The following is a 20,194-nucleotide window of genomic DNA, read 5'->3' as shown; positions in this document are numbered from 1 at the left end:
AAGTCAAGCTTTCCTTTTTCCTTAGAAAGGAGGTGATCCAGCCGCAGGTTCTCCTACGGCTACCTTGTTACGACTTCACCCTAATCATCTGCTCCACCTTCGACAGCTGGCTCCTCCGAAAAGGTTGCCTCACCGGCTTCGGGTGTCTCAAACTCTCATGGTGTGACGGGCGGTGTGTACAAGGCCCGGGAACGTATTCACCGCGGCATGCTGATCCGCGATTACTAGCGATTCCGACTTCGTGTAGGCGAGTTGCAGCCTACAGTCCGAACTGAGAATGGCTTTCAGAGATTAGCTTACTCTCGCGAGTTCGCAACTCGTTGTACCATCCATTGTAGCACGTGTGTAGCCCAGGTCATAAGGGGCATGATGATTTGACGTCATCCCCACCTTCCTCCGCATTATCTGCGGCAGTCTCTTTAGAGTGCCCATCTTACTGCTGGCAACTAAAAATAAGGGTTGCGCTCGTTGCGGGACTTAACCCAACATCTCACGACACGAGCTGACGACAACCATGCACCACCTGTCTTCCTGTCCCCGAAGGGAACATACTAATCTCTTAGTACCTCAGGAGATGTCAAGACCTGGTAAGGTTCTTCGCGTTGCTTCGAATTAAACCACATGCTCCACCGCTTGTGCGGGCCCCCGTCAATTCCTTTGAGTTTCAACCTTGCGGTCGTACTACTCAGGCGGAATACTTATTGCGTTTGCTGCAGCACTGAAGGGCGGAAACCCTCCAACACTTAGTATTCATCGTTTACGGCGTGGACTACCAGGGTATCTAATCCTGTTCGCTCCCCACGCTTTCGAGCCTCAGCGTCAGTTACTAGCCAGTCAGCCGCCTTCGCCACTGATGTTCTTCCATATATCTACGCATTTCACCGCTACACATGGAGTTCCACTGACCTCTCTAGTACTCAAGTCTAACAGTTTCTGATGCACGTCCATAGTTGAGCTATGACCTTTCACATCAGACTTATTAAACCGCCTGCGCTCCCTTTACGCCCAATAATTCCGGACAACGCTCGCCACCTACGTATTACCGCGGCTGCTGGCACGTAGTTAGCCGTGACTTCCTCGTTAAATACCGTCAAGTGAATAGCAGTTACTCTACTCACCCTTCTTCTTTAACAACAGAGCTTTACAATCCGAAAACCTTCTTCACTCACGCGGCGTTGCTCCATCAGACTTTCGTCCATTGTGGAAAATTCCCTACTGCTGCCTCCCGTAGGAGTTTGGGCCGTGTCTCAGTCCCAATGTGGCCGTTTACCCTCTCAGGTCGGCTACGTATCATCGCCTTGGTGAGCCTTTACCTCCCCAACTAGCTAATACGCCGCAGGTCCATCGATTAGCGACAGCTTAAAGCCGCCCTTTCCTCAGTTAATCATGCGATTATCTGCTCTATCCGGTATTAGCACTTGTTTCCAAATGGTATCCCCGTCTATTCGGTAGGTTACCTACGTGTTACTCACCCATCCGCCGCTAGTTCCACTGATTCCACCCGAAGGTTTCCTCTGCTTCCCTCGCTCGACTTGCATGTATTAGGCACGCCGCCAGCGTTCGTCCTGAGCCAGGATCAAACTCTCATTTGATTTCTCTAACTCATTATCTTAAACCTTACTGGCTTTTCAATAATTCTCGTTATCCTTTGTGGTTTTACGACCCTCTCGTCGGTTTTTCGAGTCTCTCTCGCTGTTGATCTCCTCAACAGGGGTTCGAAGTTTAACTACTTCTCTCTTCTCTACCTTCTCGGTATCTCTACCTCCTGGTATTCTCAAAAAGATTTTCATCTCACTTCTGAGCTTGACTTGTTCAGTTTCCAAAGAGCAAATGTTCCGTCATCCCTCACCGCTACTAGCTTCTTTCAACTCTTCGCTCGCTCGCGACAACTTTTATATATTACCTCGTTTAACAACCTCTGTCAACTCTTTTTTTTCAACCTTTTTTCGTTCTTCTTCGTTGACCGCTTTTTTGACCTTTTTCCTTTTTTCGGCCGCAAAAACATCGGTTATCTCTCTCAAGGACAAAAACTATTATACGCACTCTAATTCAAAATGTAAATACCGAATTTAATAATGATCTATTTTTTCTTGGATATTTTCTCTTTCGCCTCTTCAATCCAATAAGGTAACTCATTCTTGATAGTTGAGAATCCTATATTTGATCGATGGTTTGTAAAGAAAGTTTTCTTTCTGGATTCTTTATTTAAATTTTTTGGACGATTCCCACTCAAGATTGAACTTTTGTTTTTTTGTTCAAGAACCCTTAAAGATAAAGAAATTTTTTGATTATATTCGTTGATGTCGATTATCATTACACGTACTCGATCTCCAACATGAACGATTTGATGTAAGTTTTTGACATATCCATTTTTCGCCTCTGAAATATGGATAAGTCCTTGATACCCATGATCTAATTCAACAAAAACTCCATATCTTTGAATTCCTGAGACCGTCCCATAAACGATATCACCAACTTTTAATTTTCTTTCCAATGAAGTAAACTCCTAATCCTGTTTCTTTATTTTATGCTATGATACATTCAATTATCGCCCAAAAGCTGATCAGCGGGTATAAATATTATAAACAAAAGAAAGGATATTGAATAACTCTTATTAAAATTAAGAGCTACTGGGAATAATCTAATGCAAATAAAGAACAGAAATATTTATGACGTAATCATCATTGGTGGTGGACCGATTGGCATGTTTGCAGCTTATTATGCTGGCTTGAGAACCTTAAAAGTTCAGTTAATTGAATCATTAGGCAAGCTTGGCGGCCAACTAGCTGCACTTTATCCGGAAAAAGAAATGATTAACGTTCCCGGATTTGCTCAAATTAAAGCAACTGATTTTATCGAACGTTTAGATAAGCAACTTAATGGGTTTCCTGTTAACGTCTTACTCAACAATACAGTTGATACGATCAATTACTCCGAAGGAGTCTTCGAAATTGAAACTGACAAAACAACGACGTACAGTAAAACAATTATTATTGCTACTGGAATTGGACCATTCGAGCCCCGAAAATTGCCTCTTTTAATTGATGAAACGACTGAAAATAAATTTATCTCCTACTATGTAAGAGATCCACGTTCCTATCAAGGTCTCAATGTTGCAATTGCTGGCGGAGGTGATGGAGCAATTGATACTGCTTTACAACTATTAAATCACGCTGAACATCTTACAATTATTCATCGCCGTGAAGGTTTTCGTGCTCTGGAGTCCAATATGGCTAAAATTAAAAATTCTCCCGTCAAGATAATGACCCCCTATGTTATTTCTGCGTTGAATGAAGAAAACGGTAAGTTAAAAATAAACCTTCAGAAAGCTCGAGAGTCTGAAATTAAAGAAATAATTAATGCCGATCGACTGATTGTAAGCTATGGATTTAAAGCAAATAATCGAATTCAGCAAAACTGGGGTGTTGAACTTGAACGAAATTTAATCACTGTTAATCAAAAAATGGAAACGAGCCGACCTGGAATTTATGCAATTGGCGACGCAACTATTTATCCCTACAAACAAAAAATCCTCGCCAACGGTTTTGGTGAGGTTCCTATCGCAGTTAATAGTGCAATTGAAGACTATTCGTTAACGAGTAATCGAAATATCCATGGAATTGTTCAATGACAATTCTTTTTTTATTTGGCGATTAATCAAAATATTCATTATCAGTAAAACTAAGACCCATAAGACAAAGAAAAAAATAAACTCAACTTCAAAAAATTCTTCAGGCAAAATATTAATAATCGGATCTCTCATGGGATCAAAAATCCAATCTGAATTACGAAAAAGAATCATATGAAACTCAACAAAAAATTGATTAAAATCTGTCGCAAACATCAAAAAAATCAAAACAAAAGGAATGACTATCAAAAAAAGCAATGATCTTTTAAGCGTTAACCAGTATTTACTTCGACTAGCTGATCGGAAAACAAAAAATGAACAAATTAAACCGCAAAGAAAAACAACATTATTTACCAATATCAGTTGTTTGACTTCAAAAAAATGACGCAAACCCGCTGAAGATTGGATAAAATTTGGAAAAACAAGATGATTATTAAATGGATTGAGCAAATAATTAACAACCACTAAATAGTTTTTCATTAAAGTTGAAACATTCAATCCGCTAATTTTCACTAAATGTAACGGCGAAATAAGCGATCTAAAAACCAATGGTGAAGATGCAACTGTGATAAAAATGACTGCTGTTAAAGTGGTTAAAAAAATCAATAATCCCCTACTAAATAAGCGAAAACGTTCAAGCAAAATGCCACTCCTCAAGACTATCTAAAATGAATTTAGGCAATTTATCTACACTTTTTAAATCTTCTCTTTTTGTTACTCCTGTCAAAACAAGTGCTGTATCAATCCCAAAATTTATTCCGCCTAAAATATCAGTATCATAATTATCACCAAACAAAACTAAATTCTCTTTGGCTACATTTAAATCTTCAGAAATTAAGTCCAACATAATCGTTTGAGGTTTTCCAATTATAACTGGATCAACCTTCGTTGCTATTTGTAATAAACCGATAAGTGCACCCGCACTGGGTACCAAACCAACTTCCTTAGGAATGGCTCGGTCAGGATTAGTTCCAATAAAAATTGCCCCTTTCTCAATTGCCAAGGCCGCAATTTCCAATTTATGATAAGTTACATCCGAATCCAACCCAACAACAACATAATCTGGATCTAGTTCATCGTAAATAAAACCATAATTAGCCAATTCTGTTTTCAAGCCATTCTCACCAATTACGTAAACATGGGGGCAAGTAACCGTTTTGTTTCTAGCAATGTATTCGGCCGTTGCCTTCGAAGCTGTATAAATATTTGATAATTCGACGTCAATCTGATGATAAACATGCAAGAAATCAACAATAGCCTCAGGAGTTCTAGTTGTATTGTTGGTCACCAAACGAAATTTAAGATGATTTTCGAATAAATCCTTAATAAACTTTACGGCCGAAGGAATTTTTTCTTTTCCACGATAAATCGTCCCGTCCAAATCAATCAAATAGCCTTGGTACCTCATTTCATCACACATATTAAAGCCCGCCAACTATTTTTTTCAACAAAAAATAAGGACAATCAAAAGTACAAAATTCATTCAAAAAATCTTCGCAAGTTGCAATTGATTTAAACTTATTCTTACCTGCTTTTTCATAGAAGCCTGTTAATCTTAATTGATCATTACTCCAGTCACCAAATATATAATCAAATTTGGCAAAAAAAATTGTGTAACGAGATTTTAACGAATCTAAATCTAAACTATTTTTATAATTATCTACTATTAGATAAAAATTTCTATCAATGGAAACAAATGACTTGCCTCGATGCCTAACATGTGATTCGATAAAGTCATATTTAGTGTTTTTATTTTCTTCCATAGCTGTTTTTTAAATAATCACGTAATACTTCTCGTAAAAATTTTCCATAAAAAGGTTTTATTTTGCTTGCCTGCTCAATCGAAGGAAAGTATTTCAAGTAGCGAAAATTATCCGGGACCACAATTGAATAAACCTGATCATCGACTATTTTTCTGTGATTAAAAAATGCGTTAGAACCGTCAACTTCAATACCATAATAAAGCATTGAGCCAAAAATTCGGCCGCGAAAACTAACTCCTTTCAGTGGATATTTTGTTAAAAAATTTCTAGTATTTTCTATTTCGGTAATAAAACTTCGCAATTGAACACCCGTAAGTTTAACTATAATTGGATGAATTGGGTGAGGCAAAGCATGAAATACTTCGCGGTAAGTAACTTTACCTTTTGGCAAACCGTTCAAAAATAACCCAGCATTTAAAATAACATATTTACATCCTGTATAGTTTCTTAGCGCCAGAACAAATAGCTCACTTAAATCAGATTTTTCAAAATTGCTAAAACCAAACCCTGGAGAATTTTCTATAACCAACTCTTGCTCCATAATCTGGTCCCCTTTTTTCGATAATATATCATTTTGCAGAATATCTTTAGGTAAAACCTCTGAAGGAACTGTATAAGCAGATTTTTTAAGAATTCTTCGGTTTTCTAAAGTCAAATCAATAAAACCTGTATTTTCAAAAAATTTCCCTGCTGCGGCTAAAAGCACCCCATTTCGGATTTCACCATGAGGAAGCAAATGATGAGTATGACTTCCAATGATTACATCGATCAAAGGGCATTGATCAGCAATAGACTCATCGACCTTGATTCCAAGGTGAGATAAAAGGATCAACACATCGACTTGTGGCCTTAATTTCTCTACTTCTGACGCAATAAGTTGTTCATACGAAACAGCATTCCATCCATTAAACAAATACGAATTAAAAAAAGCAGTGTAGCCAAAGATTCCAATTTTTAAATTTCCTATTCGAAAAATATAATCTCGTCTTGCAAAATTTGGCAACTTCTTTGTGTTCTTTTCAAAAACATTCCCCTCAATGATTTTAAAGTGAGATTTCTGATAAATCCTTGTCAATTCAGCTGGATTCATCCCTAAACCTTCATTGTTACCGATCGTAACCGCATCAAAATGCAAATCATTCAAATAATTTACATTAGCCACTCCCATCGTTGCTTCAGTCAAAGGATGAGAACGATCTAAATTATCTCCATCATCAATTAAAAGGTAACTCTCATGATCTCGTTGATAATTTTCCCTTTTTTCTAAAATTATTCGCTTAACTGCCGGTAAATACTCAAAATGAGAATGAAAATCATTGGTATGAATGATATGAAATGTTTCCATTGTAATATTTACCCAATAACGCCGTTAGATTTTAAAATTCTGTCATAAATACTTTTGATTTTTGGATCTTCCTTATTCCAAATTTGCCACTGAGTTAACCCGTAATCAGGAATTACCTCCTGCTCATTGACAAATTTTTCGTAAAGTTCAATGTCTTTTGAATGAGGAATATTGAGTTTAACAATCCTAACATTCTTTATTAACCCTTTATTAAAAGCATGCTCAGCAATCCCATTAAGAAAAATATTGGCAATTTCAAAATAGGACGTTCCATCTAGTAAAGTGATTTCTTCTATTAAGTCAAAAATTTGATATCCGCGTTTCACGACAACTCCTAAACTAAATATTCATTAAGTAAGCGTAATAATTCATCATGCTCAATCAACTTCCAGTGGCTTCCTGCTAGCTGATCTAATTCATAAGATTCTAAATGGTAATCGGTAATTAAAATTACCCTTGCATTTTTAATGATCGGAATGGTCGTGAGCTTTTTTTTATGATAACAAAAGATCACATCTTTTTTACCTTGATACTCATAAGATATGTCAAAAAAAGAATCCGACTGCTCTTTAACTTTCTCATAACCCATACAGCGACAAAGATGGGCAACCATTTTTACAAATTCTGCATGACTCATCTTTTCGATCGTCTTTTCAGTTAAATCTAAATACAAAAAATGTCGTCGATAAAGTCCTCCTACCAAGATAAAAACGCTACCCAATAAGACAAGATAGAAAAAAAAATCCACAAATCCTTGCCATCGAACCGGTAAAAGATCGTGAATAAAAATTCCGTAGACAACCGTTAAAAAAATCAAAAAAATTGCTAAGTTAGCTATTTTCCTCGACTTAATCTGATCATTTGACATTTATTTTAACTTTTTGCTTAATTCGATTAAATATTTTTTTAGTTCATCTTTAACTTCCGGATGCTGTAAACCATATTCAATATTGGTTTTAAGGAAGCCAAATTTGTTACCTACATCATGACGTTCGCCTCTAAACACACGAGCAAAAACACGCTGAGTTTGATTTAAACTATCAATTGCGTCAGTTAACTGAATTTCTCCCCCCTTACCCGGCTTGGTCTTTGCTAGATAATCAAAAATCTCCGGTGTTAAGAGATACCGACCAATAATAGCAAAGTCAGACGGTGCTTTATCTACCGCCGGTTTCTCTACAAAAGTTTTGACACTATAGAGATCTTTTTTTACTTCTTTAATCGGATCAATTACTCCATATTTAGAAACTTCGGAGTGCGGAACCTGCATTACAGCAATCGTTGAAGCATGAGTATCGTCATAAGCATCAATCAATTGTTGCGTCAACGGAACCTTATCATTCATCAAATCGTCTCCAAGCATTACCACAAAAGGCTCATTGCCAATAAAAGATTTTGCAAGAGAAACCGCAGCACCTAAACCGTTGGGATAAGGTTGACGGACATAAAACATGTTTACACCGATATCAGTGATCGACTGAACTAGCTTAAGGAGATCATTTTTATGATCTTCTTTTAATTTAAACTCTAGTTCTGGTGCTGAATCAAAATGATCTTCAATCGATCTTTTTTGCTTCCCTTCAACAATTAAAATATCTTCAATACCAGACGCTCTTGCTTCTTCAACAATAAACTGAATCGTTGGTTTATCGACAATCGGTAACATTTCCTTCGCCTGTGCTTTAGTAACAGGCAAAAAGCGGGTTGCTAAACCAGCCGCTGGAATGATAGCTTTTTTTACTTTCATTAAATTCTCCTTATTATTTAGAGCCCAAAATATTAGTATAATGGTAATACTTAGTAAGATCTAACTTATTTGAAACACTTTTTCGCAAATCAACTTGTTCTGGTCCTGAATTTTTGTAGTTCACATCCTTAACAAAAAGGATTGCTCCTTTTTTGTGAGAATAATATTCAAAAGTGAAGGCATAAGCTCCACATTTCAAAAGATTCTCATTAACACCAGTGACTTTGATTACTCTTTGTTCAATTAGTCGATCAATTTGATTAAAATTCAGTTTAACTCCGACCGGGGATCTGACTTCTCTAATTAAGTCAACACATCGAAATTTATCACCTAAAAAGATTTCCCGATTACAAACCTCAAGTAAACTCTGATTTTGTTTTTCTTCTTTCGGTTCACATTTAATACTCAGAAAATTACTTTTTATATTTTTAATTAATTCAGGATTTTTACCGTAAGGCAAAAATTGAATTTCTCCACTCATCTCTTAAACGTCCTAACTTTAAATATCTAAAGGAAGACTAACATAATTATAAACTTAAAAACGACCAAAAATTCTAAAGATTCGTTAATAATTCGAAACTAAGCCTCTATAGTCATGTATTGTCCGTCTACCCAAAGATTCCCCCCAAGATTAAACCAGTATGTATCTCCAACAATTGCCTTTTTAAAAACTTTCCACTTAGTTCCATCCATAACTCTTCTACCAGTGAAAATTTTGTTATTAGCATACCCTTGCCAAAGATTAATTCCGTATCCTGGAACATATTTGACCTTGCCAACTGGTGTTTGATCGTAGCTTACAGTAACCAAGTAATCGTTGGGAATCCATTGATTAGTACCAATTTGAGTCCAAACTCGGCCATGTTCATCTTGTTTTTGTTGAATAATCAACCAACTAGTTCCATGAAAAGCAAACGTATCGGTCGGTTTTCCACCAGGCTCTTGATAAATTCGCACTCCATAATTCGGCTGGTAATTAACGTAAACACTGCGTCCGGCATTTGAGTAATCATCCTCATTTTGTTTACTATTCAGACTGAAAAAGCTCACCTGATAAGAATAATTGTTGATTGACTCATTTTCAGCAGTTTTTAAATTTAAATTAGTGAAATTGATTTGATATATTTCATCAGTTTTAAGCTCAATTCCCCGGGGAATAAAGGAGTAAACCGTCTCATAACCACCATATTGAGATTCATAGAAAATATTTTTGTGATCTACTGAAGATTCTTGCCCAGTTTTTAAATTTTTGATGGTAATCGTTGGCTTATTATTCTTGTCAACTACTGAAGCCTTACTAAATCCCACACTCCAACAAACTGGCTTTAAAGGATTGCTGCTATTCATTAGTTCGATTGGAAAGAGATTAGGTGCTGGATAGGTCAGGGGCTCAATGAGATTGCTATTGTAATCACCATCATATCCGCCACCCCAGTAAAAAACCTGATACCCCAAAGCAAGATTCTCATTTCCGTTACTAACCACCGTATTAGGATCAGAAACATCGGTATATATTGTGCCAACCCCATAACTTTTTAGTGCTTGAGATAACATCCAATCTCGATGACCAACGCTATTTACATCATAATTATTATTATCAACAACAAACCCCAACACATCATCCCAAACGGTTTGCTCAGAATAATTAGAAAAACCAGTTGGGACAATATTCGCAATATTACCAGCACGAGTTGCATCTGCACCTTGTTTCCAAACATAGTTATCCAAATAGGGCGGCTTAACAACGCCTTCAAGCCCATGTTGAATATTACTGCCATCTTTTTTGGGAACGGAAGCCATGTCATAAGATCCAATTAAAGCTTTTTGATTGTCAAATTCATTTTGCGGAATACCGGAAAGCCCAAAAAGAGAACGAACAAAATTGTAAGTTTGATCGTAACTTCTTAAATACGAGTTGGTATCAGCACCAATAACCGGTGAAATAGAGAAAATCGGCTTTTGGGAATAAATATTCTTGTAATTGTAGCGAGTGCGGTCTAAATTACGGTATTCACTTTGGAAAACTGAAATCTGGTGATTCTGTTCTTCAGAAAAAGCGTCAACTGAAGTAAAAGAGCACCCTAAAGAACAAAAGCTCAAAATAAAAATCATAAATTTACGGTTCAACTTCAACATTACCTCCAGGTAAGATGTAAAATTAAACTTCTACATCTTTAGATCATACTCCTAAGACAACTTATTTACATTAATTAATTTCAGTTAAGCAACCATTAATTAAATGAAAAAAATCAATTTTTGGCAGCTTCAATGAAGCTAAAAAAGCAGCTGTGCTCTTTAATTATATAAAAAATCATCTAAAATTTAAAGAATTCTGAACTTCAAGGCCTTTATTATTTGTTAAAATTACTTCATGAGGCAGAAAACAAACCAAAAAAAGCTAAATTCCAAAGAGTTGATTAATTTAATTGAGATCACTGTTATTATTTTAATAATCCTTTTTGCATCGTTTTTCTTAGGACGAATGAGTGTCAACAAATCCAAAGTTGTCATCAGCTCACCTAAAAAGAAAAATGAACCTACTAATTTCTTCGCGGGAAAAACTTACTCTGCAGTTTACAAGGTAATTTCAAAAAGCGAGAAGGACCCTATCGTAACTCACAATGTTACGATTTATTTTAAAAGCGATGGGACGATGATTGAAAAAGATGAGCAAATTAACTCTAACCAAAAAACAACTAGCCAAGTGCCCAATAAAATAACCGTTTATTCAGCAACCACTGAATTAAACGGCAACATTGTTCAAAGCAAAACTAGCTCGCTTGTTGAAGCTAAATATAACAGCCAGAAACAGTTAAAGGCTAACCTCCCTTATGATGTTCGAGCTCGGGGACAAGCTTTTAATTATCCATTAAGAGATAGTGATCCAAAACAGTTTCTCTTTTCCATCAACGATGGTGAGCTTATAGGAATTATGTCTGATGGTAATATTGTTAAATTGGTAAAGTCCACTCAACGGCTTGATTCGCTGAAAAATTACGCGAAAAACTTTGGTAAACAGCGCGATCGCAATGACTTAGCTAACCAAGAAGCCAAAGATAATTCAGATAGTAGCCAAAATCAACTTGTTCAAACGCAGGAAAATAGTGATGGGGTTTACTTTATGTTTGGATACTTCAGTAGTGATAACGACTCGCAATACACCGTCGATCTTAAAATTTCTAACCCAACAAATAAAACTCAATACGTTACTTTGGATCAAATTATTTTCCAAAGCTCCTCAAATAAATACATCCCAAACGCTAATTATAAAGGGCAAATTGAAATTTCTGCATTCAGTTCAAAGTACTTTCCAGCATTTTTCAATCAGCTCAAATATGATGATGTTTTTGGACAATTTTCAATTTATTACTCAACAGATACTAATCCAATTATTAATCATAATAACAAAGGGAAATTTCCATCTAACTTTACAGAGGGACAACTAGAAAATTCAGGACTTTAATTTACGAGTTTCCATGATTGATCCGTTAATGAGCCCACCAATAATAATCATTTCCCCTAAAGCATTTAGCCACAGTAAAAAGACAATAACTGCCCCAATCGTGCCGTAGCTGTCCCACCTTTGACCAAAAAATTTTAAATAAATCCGAAACGCTTGAGACAAAATAATCCAGCCAGATGAGGTAAAAATTGTTCCCGGTAAAGCATCGCGAATTCGCAGTTTACGGTTAGGCATAAAAAAATAAATAAAAAATAATACCACCAACAAAATTGTTAAAACTACCGGCCACTTCAAGGTATTGTAAAGATTAAGGTATTGCTGGGTAATTTTAAAAATTGGATCAATCATTTTAATAATCATTTCCCCAAAAATCATTGTAAATGCGATTAGGACAACTACTAAGACCAAAAGGAACGTATAAAAAAGAGAAACAACCCTCTTAACAAGAAAATTTTGCTTAACTCTGGTCGCATAAACCTCGTTGATCCCTTGGTTAAGCACATTTAGAACCCTACTCATCGCCCACATAAAGACAAAAAAAGAGCCAATCAGCAAAAATAAATTTGACGAATATTTAAGCGACCTGGTGATTCCTCTTAAAAATTGAACAGTCGGGCCCGGAATGGCAAAAACGAGATAATCATAGATTGAATTTAAATTAAAATTCAAAAAAGAAAAAAGATTTCCTAAAAAAATTAGTAAGGGAAAAAAAGAAATCAATAAATAATAGGCAAATGCCTTAGATAAAACCGTCACATTTGCCCTTTGAAATAATTCTGTAAATTTTTTAATTATAGCATTTAAGCGGTCAAACTGACTGCTCTTTTTTATTTTAACCAACATAAAATTAAAGCAAATACGGCTTGTCTTCAGGATCGCCTTGGGAAGTCAAAATCTTAGGACCGTCTTTCGTAATTGCAATAGTGTGTTCAAACTGAGCAGAATAAGTTCCATCTTGGCTGACATAATAAGTCCAATCATCTGCTGGAACTTCTCTGGATTTAATTTGCCAAGTCCCGGTATTAATCATCGGCTCGATCGTAATTGTCATTCCTTCACGTAAACGGATCCCGCGACCGGGGGTACCATAATGGGGAACGGCTGGATCCTCATGGATTGAAGGTTGAATTCCATGACCAATTAAATCTCTCACATCTCCAAAATGATGATCTTGTTCCGTATATCGTTCGATCACCGCGCCAATATCACCAATTCGATTTCCAATTACCGACTGAGCAATTCCTAAATACAGCGATTTTTTAGTTACTCGCAGTAGCTCTTGATGTAGAGGACTTAACTCGCCTACTCCGTATGACCAACAAGAATCACTTTGATATCCTAAATAATCGACACACATATCTACTTTTACGATATCTCCACTTTTTAAAAATAATTGGCGGCGCGGAATTCCGTGAGCAACTTCATCGTTGACGCTAATACAAGTAGCGTACTTATAGCCATCAAAACCAATTTGGGAAGCAACTGCTCCGTGTCCTTCAATATATTTTCTAGCAAATTCTTCAATCTCCCAAGTCGAGATTCCTGGTTTAATGATGTTTCTTAGCTCGCGGTGTACTCCGGCCAAAATCTGACCTGATTGAGCCATTCCTTCAATTTCTCGCGCTGATTTTATTGTAATCAATTTTTCTGTCCTTATCTAATTTTCTTTAATTGTAATTTGAAATGAAGATTTTTTGAACTAAAAGGAAAATAATTCTAAAAAAACATTTGATGAAAAAACATATGAAATATATTATAGTACAATTATCTATAATAATTTGGATTCAAAAAGGAGTAATAATGACAAGTGCTTTAGTTGTATATGCCAGTATCACTGGTAATAATGAAGAGGTTGCAGAAATCATCAATGAAGAGTTTAAAAGACTCAATGTTGACTCTGAGCTTAAAGAAATTTCCATCACGAATGCTGATGAATTTGAAGACGTCGATATCTGCGTTGTCTGCCCATATACCTATGGAGAAGGAGATCTTCCCGAAGAAGGAATGGACTTTTATGAAGACCTTCCTACCCTTGATTTAAAAGGGAAAATCTTTGGCTGCGCTGGATCAGGCGACACTTACTATGAGGAATTTGCAACGGCGGTTGATGATTTTGCAAATCAATTTATCAAAGCTGGTGCCACTCAAGGAGCAGAAAATCTCAAAATTGACCTTGCAGTTGACGAAGACGATCTAAAAAACATTATCGAATATACGAAGAGCCTCGTGGCCGCCTTTGAAAAAGCTCAGTAAATCAAATTTTAATCTGCGGTCTTTTTTAGTTTACTCATTTTTTGGGTTTCTTGCTTCCGCAGTTAATGTTGTGATCTTTCAGCTGCTTTATCACAATCTTCGTCTAATTAATCTTGTGGCTAACTCAATTGCTTTCATTCTAGCAAACGTCTTGAGCTATTATTTAAATCGCGTTTTCGTCTTCAAACTGCCCAAGGGAAATTTACATGAAATGTTTGTTGAATTTTCGTCGTTTATTTCCTCTCGAACCTTAACATACGTGCTGGATCTTAGTTTTATGTTTATTTTTGCCACAATTTTAAAAATGAATCAAGCAAACCAGACCTTGATTCTAAAAATAATTGACCAAATCATATTAGGACTGGTCAATTATTTCATGTCGCGGGCCATCTTTAATAATAGCGAGCGGCGGATTCACGAACGGCTTACTAAGAAAAATTCTTCGGCCGATCAGTAATTAAACCAAAATGAGCTTTGATCGCTTCAATAATCCTCTGAGAGGCTTCGCCATCTCCATAAGGATTCTTAGCTTCGGCCATTTGCTGATATTCTTCAGGATGATTGATTAATTCAATCATCGTTTTTTTGATTACCGCCGGATCTGTCCCCACCAATTTAATTGCCCCTGTTTGAACAGCTTCCGGTCTTTCAGTAGTATCTCGCAAGACTAAAACTGGTTTATTAAGAGCCGGTGCTTCTTCTTGAATGCCACCCGAATCTGAAAGCACTAAGAAACTTCTTTTCAGCAAATTATGAAAATGAACTACATCCAACGGATTAATCAATTTCACTTGATTTTCATGATCAAAAACATCATGTGCAGCTTTTTGGACCGCAGGAGAGCGATGAACTGGATAAACGAGTTGTAAATTAGAATCAGATTTAACCACCGAAAGAATTGCTTCAAACATTTTTTCCATTTTTTCGCCTTGATTTTCACGTCGGTGGGCAGTTAATAAAATTATTTTTTTTGAGAAGTCTAAGCCTTTAAATTCTGAAGAAGCAAAATTATCGTTAACCGTGTATTTCAGAGCATCAATTCCGGTGTTACCAGTAATGAAAATTTGCTCCTTTTTTTTGTGCTCAGAAACTAAATTGTTATAATTTTTTTCGGTTGGCGCAAAATATAGATCAGTTAAATCATCAACCATTTGTCGATTCATTTCTTCTGGAAATGGCGAGTATTTATCCCAAGTTCTAAGGCCTGCTTCAACGTGACCAATAGCAATTTGATGATAAAAGGCACTTAACGCAGCCGCAAAAGTAGTCGTTGTATCTCCGTGAACCAAAATTAAATCGGGTTTCTCTTTAATAAAAATCTCATCCAATGCCAAGATTACCTTAGTCGTGATCTTTGAAAGCGTCTGATTTTGTTCCATAATATCCAAATCATAATCAGGCTTGATTTGAAAAATATTTAGTACCTGATCAAGCATTTCTCGATGCTGAGCAGTAATTATATTTTTTACACTAAAATGTTCAGGGTCTTTAGCTAATTCCTTAATCAGCGGCGCCATTTTAATTGCTTCAGGACGAGTCCCGAAAACTGTCATAATTTTGATTTTATTCATCATTTTCATCCTCTTGCTTAATTTCAGTAAGCTTAATAACTACACCATGATCACGAACACTGTACACGGGTTTACCTAAAGCTTGGCGGCTACTCTTCGGGAAATCAACTGGATTAAAACTAAAATGTTCCCCTCTTTGTGTTTGTACATCAAACATTGCACTGCGGTCGGCATCTAAAATTACAAAATCAAAAATAATTATTTCATGACTTGAATTTTGCCGCAAAATTCTAACACCCTTTTTAGCTCGAGTAGTTAGCGGAATTTCGGCTAATTGAATATTCTTATATTTTCCATCTTCTTGCATGATACCAAGATAATTATCGGAATCTCGCAAAATTGAAATGCCGCAGACTGAATCTTCTTGGTGCAGTGATATTAACTTCACACCAGCTGAGCGCCCTTTTTGTAATGGTACTTCAGATAAATTAAATTTCAGCGCCATTCCCTTTTTGGTGACGGTCAGAATTTCTTGATATTCATTAACAATTTCAATTACATTAGTAACAATGCTTTGATCAGATTTAAAATTAACAAACCGGATTGCGCGATTTAAATAACGACTTTGGGGGCGTAAATCGCTCAGAGAAATTTGTTTAACGTAACCGTCATTGGTCGCGACAACAATTCTTTTATCTGTGTCTTGACTAGTTAAAGCTAATACGCAAAGTATTTTTTCTTTTGGATCAAACCCTGCAGATTGTGATAAATGTGTACCTAGGTCTTTCCACCGAGCTTCTTCAATTTCAAAAACTTTGCGATAAATCAAATTTCCTTGATTGGTAAAGACGTAAATTTCATCATGAGTATTGAGATTTTTTTCCAACAAGAACTCATCACCTTCTTTTAGCTCGGCCACGCTTGCTTGAGCACTTTTAAGAGAAGAGCGCTTTAAATAACCATCTTTAGTGACCCCAACATGAACCTCTTCATCCGGCACAATAACCGTTTTGGCAACCCGTAATGGCGTAATTTCGTCTTCGATGGTGGTCAATCTTGGACTCCCAAATTCTTTCATGATTTCTTTAAAGCCTTTAATGATCACTTGACCTAAATATTCAGGGTTTGAAAGAATCTTTTGATATTCCTCGATTTTTTCTCTGAGTTCTTTTAACTCATTCTCAAGTGTCACAATGTCTGTATTGGTAAGGCGATATAGCTGCAAATTAACAATTGCTTCACTTTGAGCCTGAGTAAATTGATAAGCGTCCATCAAATTTTGAATTGCGGCAAGTCGATTTTCACTTGCTCGAATTGTTTTGATCACATCATCAAGAATTGAAACGGCCTTGATTAAACCATCGATGATATGAGTTCGTTTTTGTGCTTTGTCAAGGAAAAATTTAGTTTGCTTTAAGATAACTTCGCGCCGATGATTAAGATAGGCGTTTAAGATCTCCTTAAGTCCTAATAGTTTTGGTTTTCCTTCATCAATTGCAATCACATTGAAATTATAAGAAACTTGAAGATCAGTGTTTTTGTAAAGATAATTTAAGATATCATCAGGATTAACATTTTTCTTCAAATCGATCGAAATAGATAAACCGAAGCGATCAGATTCATCACGAATATCACCAATTCCTTCCAGACGCTTATCTGCTTTTAATTCTTCAATTCGCTTAATCAATTGAGCTTTATTAACGTCAAAAGGGATCTCGGTTACGATTATTTTCTTTTTGCCTTTAACTTCATCAATATGAGTCTTACTGCGAACCATGACCCGACCACGACCAGTTTCATAGGCTTGAACTAATCCTTCTTTACCTTGAACAATGGCGCCAGTTGGAAAATCAGGACCCTTGACATATTCCATCAGTTTGGCAGTTGTCGCTCCAGGATTTTTGATTAAGTAAATTAATGCTTCCATTACTTCGGTCAAATTGTGAGGGGGAATTTGAGTCGCATAACCCGCAGAAATTCCCGTTGCACCGTTGACCAAAAGATTAGGAAAAGCTGCTGGCAAGACCACTGGTTCATAAAGTGTGTCATCGAAATTAAGCATCATATCAACAGTTTCATTGTTGATGCCTTCTAAAAGATGATTTGAAATCTTGCTTAACCGCGCCTCAGTGTAACGCATTGCCGCTGGCGGATCACCGTCAATAGATCCATTGTTTCCATGCATTTCAATTAACGGAGCTCGATTTTTCCAATCCTGGCTCATTCTAACCATCGCCTCATAAATCGATGAATCTCCGTGAGGATGATAGTTACCCATGATATTTCCGACTGATTTCGCTGACTTGCGAAAAGCCTTGTCCGCCGTATTACCATCTTGATACATTGCATACAGAATTCGCCGTTGGACTGGTTTTAAGCCATCTCGCACATCCGGCAAGGCCCGTTCTTGAATAATATACTTCGAGTAACGCCCGAAACGATCACTAATGACGTTTTCTAACGGTAACTCTTTGATCCGATCTGCCAACTATTTAATCTCCTATCTCGATACTTCTAAAATATTGTCGTTTTCGTCATGATCTGAAAAATCAACGTTGCTCTCAATCCACTTACGCCGAGGACTAACCTGATCTCCCATCAATGTTTCAACCTCTTGACCTGCAAAAGCTAAATCTTCAATTTTGACCCTTAAAAGCGTCCGGGTATCAGGATTCATTGTCGTCTCCCAAAGCTCATCAGCATTCATTTCGCCAAGCCCTTTAAACCGCTGCAAAGCATACTTGGTCTTAATTTGTTTAGTCTTACTTTCTAATTCGTCTTCAGTCCAAGCATATTCTATTTTTGGCTTTTTAATCCCAACTTGAATCTTATAAAGCGGCGGCATTGCAATGTAAACTTTCCCCGCAATTACCAAATCTAACATATAGCGATAGAAAAAAGTTAATAACAAAATTTGAATATGTGCCCCATCGGTATCAGCATCGGTCATGATAATCACTTTATCATAATTACTGTCTTTAACTTTGAAGTCTTTTCCCGCTCCCGCTCCAATCGCATAAATAATCGTATTAATTTCTTGATTTTTAAAAATTTCCTCTAACGAAGCCTTTTGAGTGTTTAAAACCTTGCCTCTAAGCGGCAAAATTGCTTGAAATTTCCGGTTTCGACCTTGTTTTGCTGAACCACCGGCTGAATCACCCTCGACCAAGAAAAGCTCATTATGTTTAGCATCATGCTTTTGAGCTGGCGTTAGTTTACCAGAAATTAAGCCATCATTTTTTTTGCTCTTTTTACCTTTTCGCACCGTATCACGAGCCTTACGCGCCGCAATCCGAGCTTCTTGAGCTGCTTTGGCCTTGGCAAAAATCTTCTGCCCAAAGTCGCCACTTTCTAAAAGATAATATTTCGTCTGCTCATAGATAATATTTTCGGTAATTCCCTTAACTACTGGGCTACCAAGTTTTTCCTTAGTCTGTCCTTCAAATTGTAAAAGTTCTTCGGGAACTCTGACCGACAAAACTCCCGTCAATCCTTCACGCAGATCACTTCCGTCAATATTCTTCTCTTTTTCTTTTAGAAGTTCACTTGACCGGAAATATTCGTTAAAAGCTCGCGTCAAACCTGAGCGAACCCCAACCTCATGGGTTCCCCCGTCAGGTGTGCGAACATTATTGACAAATGAATACATCACTTCGGAATAACCGGTGTTAAAAGCTCCCGCAAACTCGACTTCAACGCCCTGCTCTTTACCAGAAAAATCAAAAATTTGACCGATTAACTCCTTGTCTTTGCTGAGATCAGCCACAAAAGTCTTGATCCCATCGGGAAAAATATATTCTTCTTTTCGACCCGTTCTTTTGTCTTTAAGGACAAAGCGAACATTTTTTAGTAAATATGCTGCTTCTTTAATTCTTTCCTTGAGGACGTCAAAATTGAAGTCTACTTCGCTAAAAATAGTATCATCGGGCAAAAAATTAACCGTGGTCCCGTCTGGCTCTTTGGTTTTACCTAACTTCTGCAGGGTTCCAACTGGCTTACCGCCATCTTTAAATTCTTCTTTAAAGGCTAAGCCGTCACGGTTCACTTTAACTGTCATCGATTTAGAAAGAGCATTAACCACACTAGATCCAACTCCATGTAAACCACCAGAAGTCTTATAGGACGAATCATCAAACTTTCCGCCTGCATGTAAAATTGTAAAAATTACTTCAATTGTCGGACGACCCGTTTTATGCATCCCCGTTGGAATTCCACGACCGAAATCCCGAACCGTCACTGAACCGTTCTTTTCAATTGTGACATCAATTTCTTTACCAAAACCAGCTAAAGCCTCGTCAACGGCATTATCAACAATTTCATAAACTAAATGATGAAGTCCATGAGCATCGGTCGAACCAATATACATCCCGGGGCGCTTACGGACCGCCTCTAGTCCTTCTAGAATTTTGATGTTGCTGTCATTATATGTATTTGTTGTCATATCTATTCCATTTTCATTTATTTCGTTCTACTGATTAACAAAT

Annotated in this window: 19 protein-coding genes and 1 rRNA gene; 4 read left to right on the top strand and 16 right to left on the bottom strand. The window is 36.8% G+C overall.

Annotated features, from left to right (window positions below):
- Nucleotides 1–25: 25 nt before the first annotated feature.
- Both R8495_RS04365 and R8495_RS04360 read right to left on the bottom strand, forming a co-directional pair.
- Nucleotides 26–1,592: ribosomal RNA gene (locus R8495_RS04365) — 16S ribosomal RNA — on the bottom strand.
- A 488-nt stretch (nt 1,593–2,080) separates the two neighbouring features.
- A complete protein-coding gene (locus tag R8495_RS04360; protein WP_317636332.1) occupies nt 2,081–2,494 on the bottom strand; it encodes a CvfD/Ygs/GSP13 family RNA-binding post-transcriptional regulator in 414 nt (137 codons plus the stop codon).
- Nucleotides 2,495–2,644: 150 nt separating this feature from the next.
- Here R8495_RS04360 and R8495_RS04355 point away from each other — a divergent pair, with 150 nt between their 5' ends.
- A complete protein-coding gene (locus R8495_RS04355; RefSeq protein WP_317636331.1) occupies nt 2,645–3,631 on the top strand; it encodes an NAD(P)/FAD-dependent oxidoreductase in 987 nt (328 codons plus the stop codon).
- Here the strand turns inward: R8495_RS04355 and R8495_RS04350 are convergent.
- From R8495_RS04350 to R8495_RS04310, 9 genes are all read right to left on the bottom strand, one after another.
- On the bottom strand, nt 3,593–4,234 hold the full coding sequence (locus R8495_RS04350) for a TIGR01906 family membrane protein (RefSeq protein WP_317636330.1): 642 nt from the start codon (nt 4,232–4,234) through the stop codon (nt 3,593–3,595). The genes R8495_RS04355 and R8495_RS04350 overlap by 39 nt on opposite strands.
- Nucleotides 4,235–4,262: 28 nt before the next feature.
- Nucleotides 4,263–5,036: a TIGR01457 family HAD-type hydrolase gene (locus R8495_RS04345; protein ID WP_317636586.1), complete on the bottom strand. Its 774-nt coding sequence runs from the start codon at nt 5,034–5,036 to the stop codon at nt 4,263–4,265.
- Between the two features lie 13 nt (nt 5,037–5,049).
- A complete protein-coding gene (locus R8495_RS04340) occupies nt 5,050–5,391 on the bottom strand; it encodes a YutD-like domain-containing protein (RefSeq protein WP_317636329.1) in 342 nt (113 codons plus the stop codon).
- Complete coding sequence (locus tag R8495_RS04335) at nt 5,378–6,736, bottom strand: bifunctional metallophosphatase/5'-nucleotidase (protein ID WP_317636328.1); 1,359 nt, start codon at nt 6,734–6,736, stop codon at nt 5,378–5,380. The genes R8495_RS04340 and R8495_RS04335 overlap by 14 nt, the downstream gene beginning before the upstream one ends.
- 8 nt (nt 6,737–6,744) lie before the next feature.
- The gene (locus tag R8495_RS04330) at nt 6,745–7,062 is read right to left on the bottom strand and encodes a hypothetical protein (protein WP_317636327.1); all 318 of its coding nucleotides are present in this window, start codon (nt 7,060–7,062) and stop codon (nt 6,745–6,747) included.
- Nucleotides 7,063–7,070: 8 nt separating this feature from the next.
- Nucleotides 7,071–7,604 carry a hypothetical protein gene (locus R8495_RS04325; RefSeq protein ID WP_317636326.1) on the bottom strand — a complete coding sequence of 178 codons (534 nt, stop codon included), beginning with the start codon at nt 7,602–7,604 and terminating at the stop codon, nt 7,071–7,073.
- A complete protein-coding gene (gene galU, locus R8495_RS04320; protein WP_317636325.1) occupies nt 7,605–8,483 on the bottom strand; it encodes a UTP--glucose-1-phosphate uridylyltransferase GalU in 879 nt (292 codons plus the stop codon). It lies immediately after the preceding gene.
- Nucleotides 8,484–8,496: 13 nt separating this feature from the next.
- Nucleotides 8,497–8,964, bottom strand: coding sequence for a hypothetical protein (locus tag R8495_RS04315; RefSeq protein WP_317636324.1), 468 nt, complete (start codon nt 8,962–8,964; stop codon nt 8,497–8,499).
- Nucleotides 8,965–9,062: 98 nt separating this feature from the next.
- Complete coding sequence (locus R8495_RS04310; protein ID WP_317636323.1) at nt 9,063–10,610, bottom strand: hypothetical protein; 1,548 nt, start codon at nt 10,608–10,610, stop codon at nt 9,063–9,065.
- Nucleotides 10,611–10,965: 355 nt separating this feature from the next.
- Between R8495_RS04310 and R8495_RS04305 the strand changes: the two genes are divergently transcribed.
- Nucleotides 10,966–11,946, top strand: a complete 981-nt coding sequence (locus tag R8495_RS04305; protein ID WP_317636322.1) for a hypothetical protein — start codon at nt 10,966–10,968, stop codon at nt 11,944–11,946.
- On the opposite strand, the gene R8495_RS04300 is transcribed toward R8495_RS04305, so the two are convergent.
- The gene (locus tag R8495_RS04300; RefSeq protein ID WP_317636321.1) at nt 11,935–12,789 is read right to left on the bottom strand and encodes a YihY/virulence factor BrkB family protein; all 855 of its coding nucleotides are present in this window, start codon (nt 12,787–12,789) and stop codon (nt 11,935–11,937) included. The genes R8495_RS04305 and R8495_RS04300 overlap by 12 nt on opposite strands.
- Nucleotides 12,790–12,793: 4 nt before the next feature.
- Complete coding sequence (gene map, locus R8495_RS04295; protein WP_317636320.1) at nt 12,794–13,588, bottom strand: type I methionyl aminopeptidase; 795 nt, start codon at nt 13,586–13,588, stop codon at nt 12,794–12,796.
- Between the two features lie 158 nt (nt 13,589–13,746).
- Here map and R8495_RS04290 point away from each other — a divergent pair, with 158 nt between their 5' ends.
- Together R8495_RS04290 and R8495_RS04285 are read left to right on the top strand one after the other, a co-directional pair.
- Nucleotides 13,747–14,199 (top strand): flavodoxin, encoded by a 453-nt coding sequence (locus R8495_RS04290; protein ID WP_317636319.1) that lies wholly within the window; start codon nt 13,747–13,749, stop codon nt 14,197–14,199.
- Entirely contained in the window at nt 14,183–14,656 is a 474-nt protein-coding gene (locus R8495_RS04285; RefSeq protein WP_317636318.1) for a GtrA family protein, read from the top strand. Before R8495_RS04290 ends, R8495_RS04285 begins: the two co-directional genes overlap by 17 nt.
- On the opposite strand, the gene wecB is transcribed toward R8495_RS04285, so the two are convergent.
- From wecB to parE, 3 genes are read right to left on the bottom strand one after another with little or no spacing between them, the layout of a single operon-like run.
- On the bottom strand, nt 14,628–15,770 hold the full coding sequence (wecB, locus tag R8495_RS04280; protein ID WP_317636585.1) for a non-hydrolyzing UDP-N-acetylglucosamine 2-epimerase: 1,143 nt from the start codon (nt 15,768–15,770) through the stop codon (nt 14,628–14,630). The two genes, R8495_RS04285 and wecB, sit on opposite strands and share 29 nt — an antisense overlap.
- Nucleotides 15,763–18,198 carry a DNA topoisomerase IV subunit A gene (gene parC / locus R8495_RS04275; RefSeq protein ID WP_317636317.1) on the bottom strand — a complete coding sequence of 812 codons (2,436 nt, stop codon included), beginning with the start codon at nt 18,196–18,198 and terminating at the stop codon, nt 15,763–15,765. Before parC ends, wecB begins: the two co-directional genes overlap by 8 nt.
- Before the next feature lie 12 nt (nt 18,199–18,210).
- Nucleotides 18,211–20,157, bottom strand: a complete 1,947-nt coding sequence (parE, locus tag R8495_RS04270) for a DNA topoisomerase IV subunit B (protein ID WP_425613265.1) — start codon at nt 20,155–20,157, stop codon at nt 18,211–18,213.
- Between the last annotated feature and the right edge of the window lie 37 nt (nt 20,158–20,194).

Source organism: Xylocopilactobacillus apicola (assembly GCF_033095985.1).
Lineage (GTDB): Bacteria > Bacillota > Bacilli > Lactobacillales > Lactobacillaceae > Xylocopilactobacillus > Xylocopilactobacillus apicola.
The sequence above is the reverse complement of the archived record's forward strand: the minus strand, read 5'-3'. Positions and strand labels throughout refer to the sequence as shown.

Coding starts and splice junctions, on each gene's coding strand:
- R8495_RS04355 (WP_317636331.1), top strand. CDS start 2,645: ATGCAAATAAAGAACAGAAATATTTATGACGTAATCATCATTGGTGGT.
- R8495_RS04345 (WP_317636586.1), bottom strand. CDS start 5,036: ATGAGGTACCAAGGCTATTTGATTGATTTGGACGGGACGATTTATCGT.
- R8495_RS04340 (WP_317636329.1), bottom strand. CDS start 5,391: ATGGAAGAAAATAAAAACACTAAATATGACTTTATCGAATCACATGTT.
- R8495_RS04335 (WP_317636328.1), bottom strand. CDS start 6,736: ATGGAAACATTTCATATCATTCATACCAATGATTTTCATTCTCATTTT.
- R8495_RS04325 (WP_317636326.1), bottom strand. CDS start 7,604: ATGTCAAATGATCAGATTAAGTCGAGGAAAATAGCTAACTTAGCAATT.
- galU (WP_317636325.1), bottom strand. CDS start 8,483: ATGAAAGTAAAAAAAGCTATCATTCCAGCGGCTGGTTTAGCAACCCGC.
- R8495_RS04315 (WP_317636324.1), bottom strand. CDS start 8,964: ATGAGTGGAGAAATTCAATTTTTGCCTTACGGTAAAAATCCTGAATTA.
- R8495_RS04305 (WP_317636322.1), top strand. CDS start 10,966: ATGAGTGTCAACAAATCCAAAGTTGTCATCAGCTCACCTAAAAAGAAA.
- R8495_RS04300 (WP_317636321.1), bottom strand. CDS start 12,789: ATGTTGGTTAAAATAAAAAAGAGCAGTCAGTTTGACCGCTTAAATGCT.
- R8495_RS04290 (WP_317636319.1), top strand. CDS start 13,747: ATGACAAGTGCTTTAGTTGTATATGCCAGTATCACTGGTAATAATGAA.
- wecB (WP_317636585.1), bottom strand. CDS start 15,770: ATGAATAAAATCAAAATTATGACAGTTTTCGGGACTCGTCCTGAAGCA.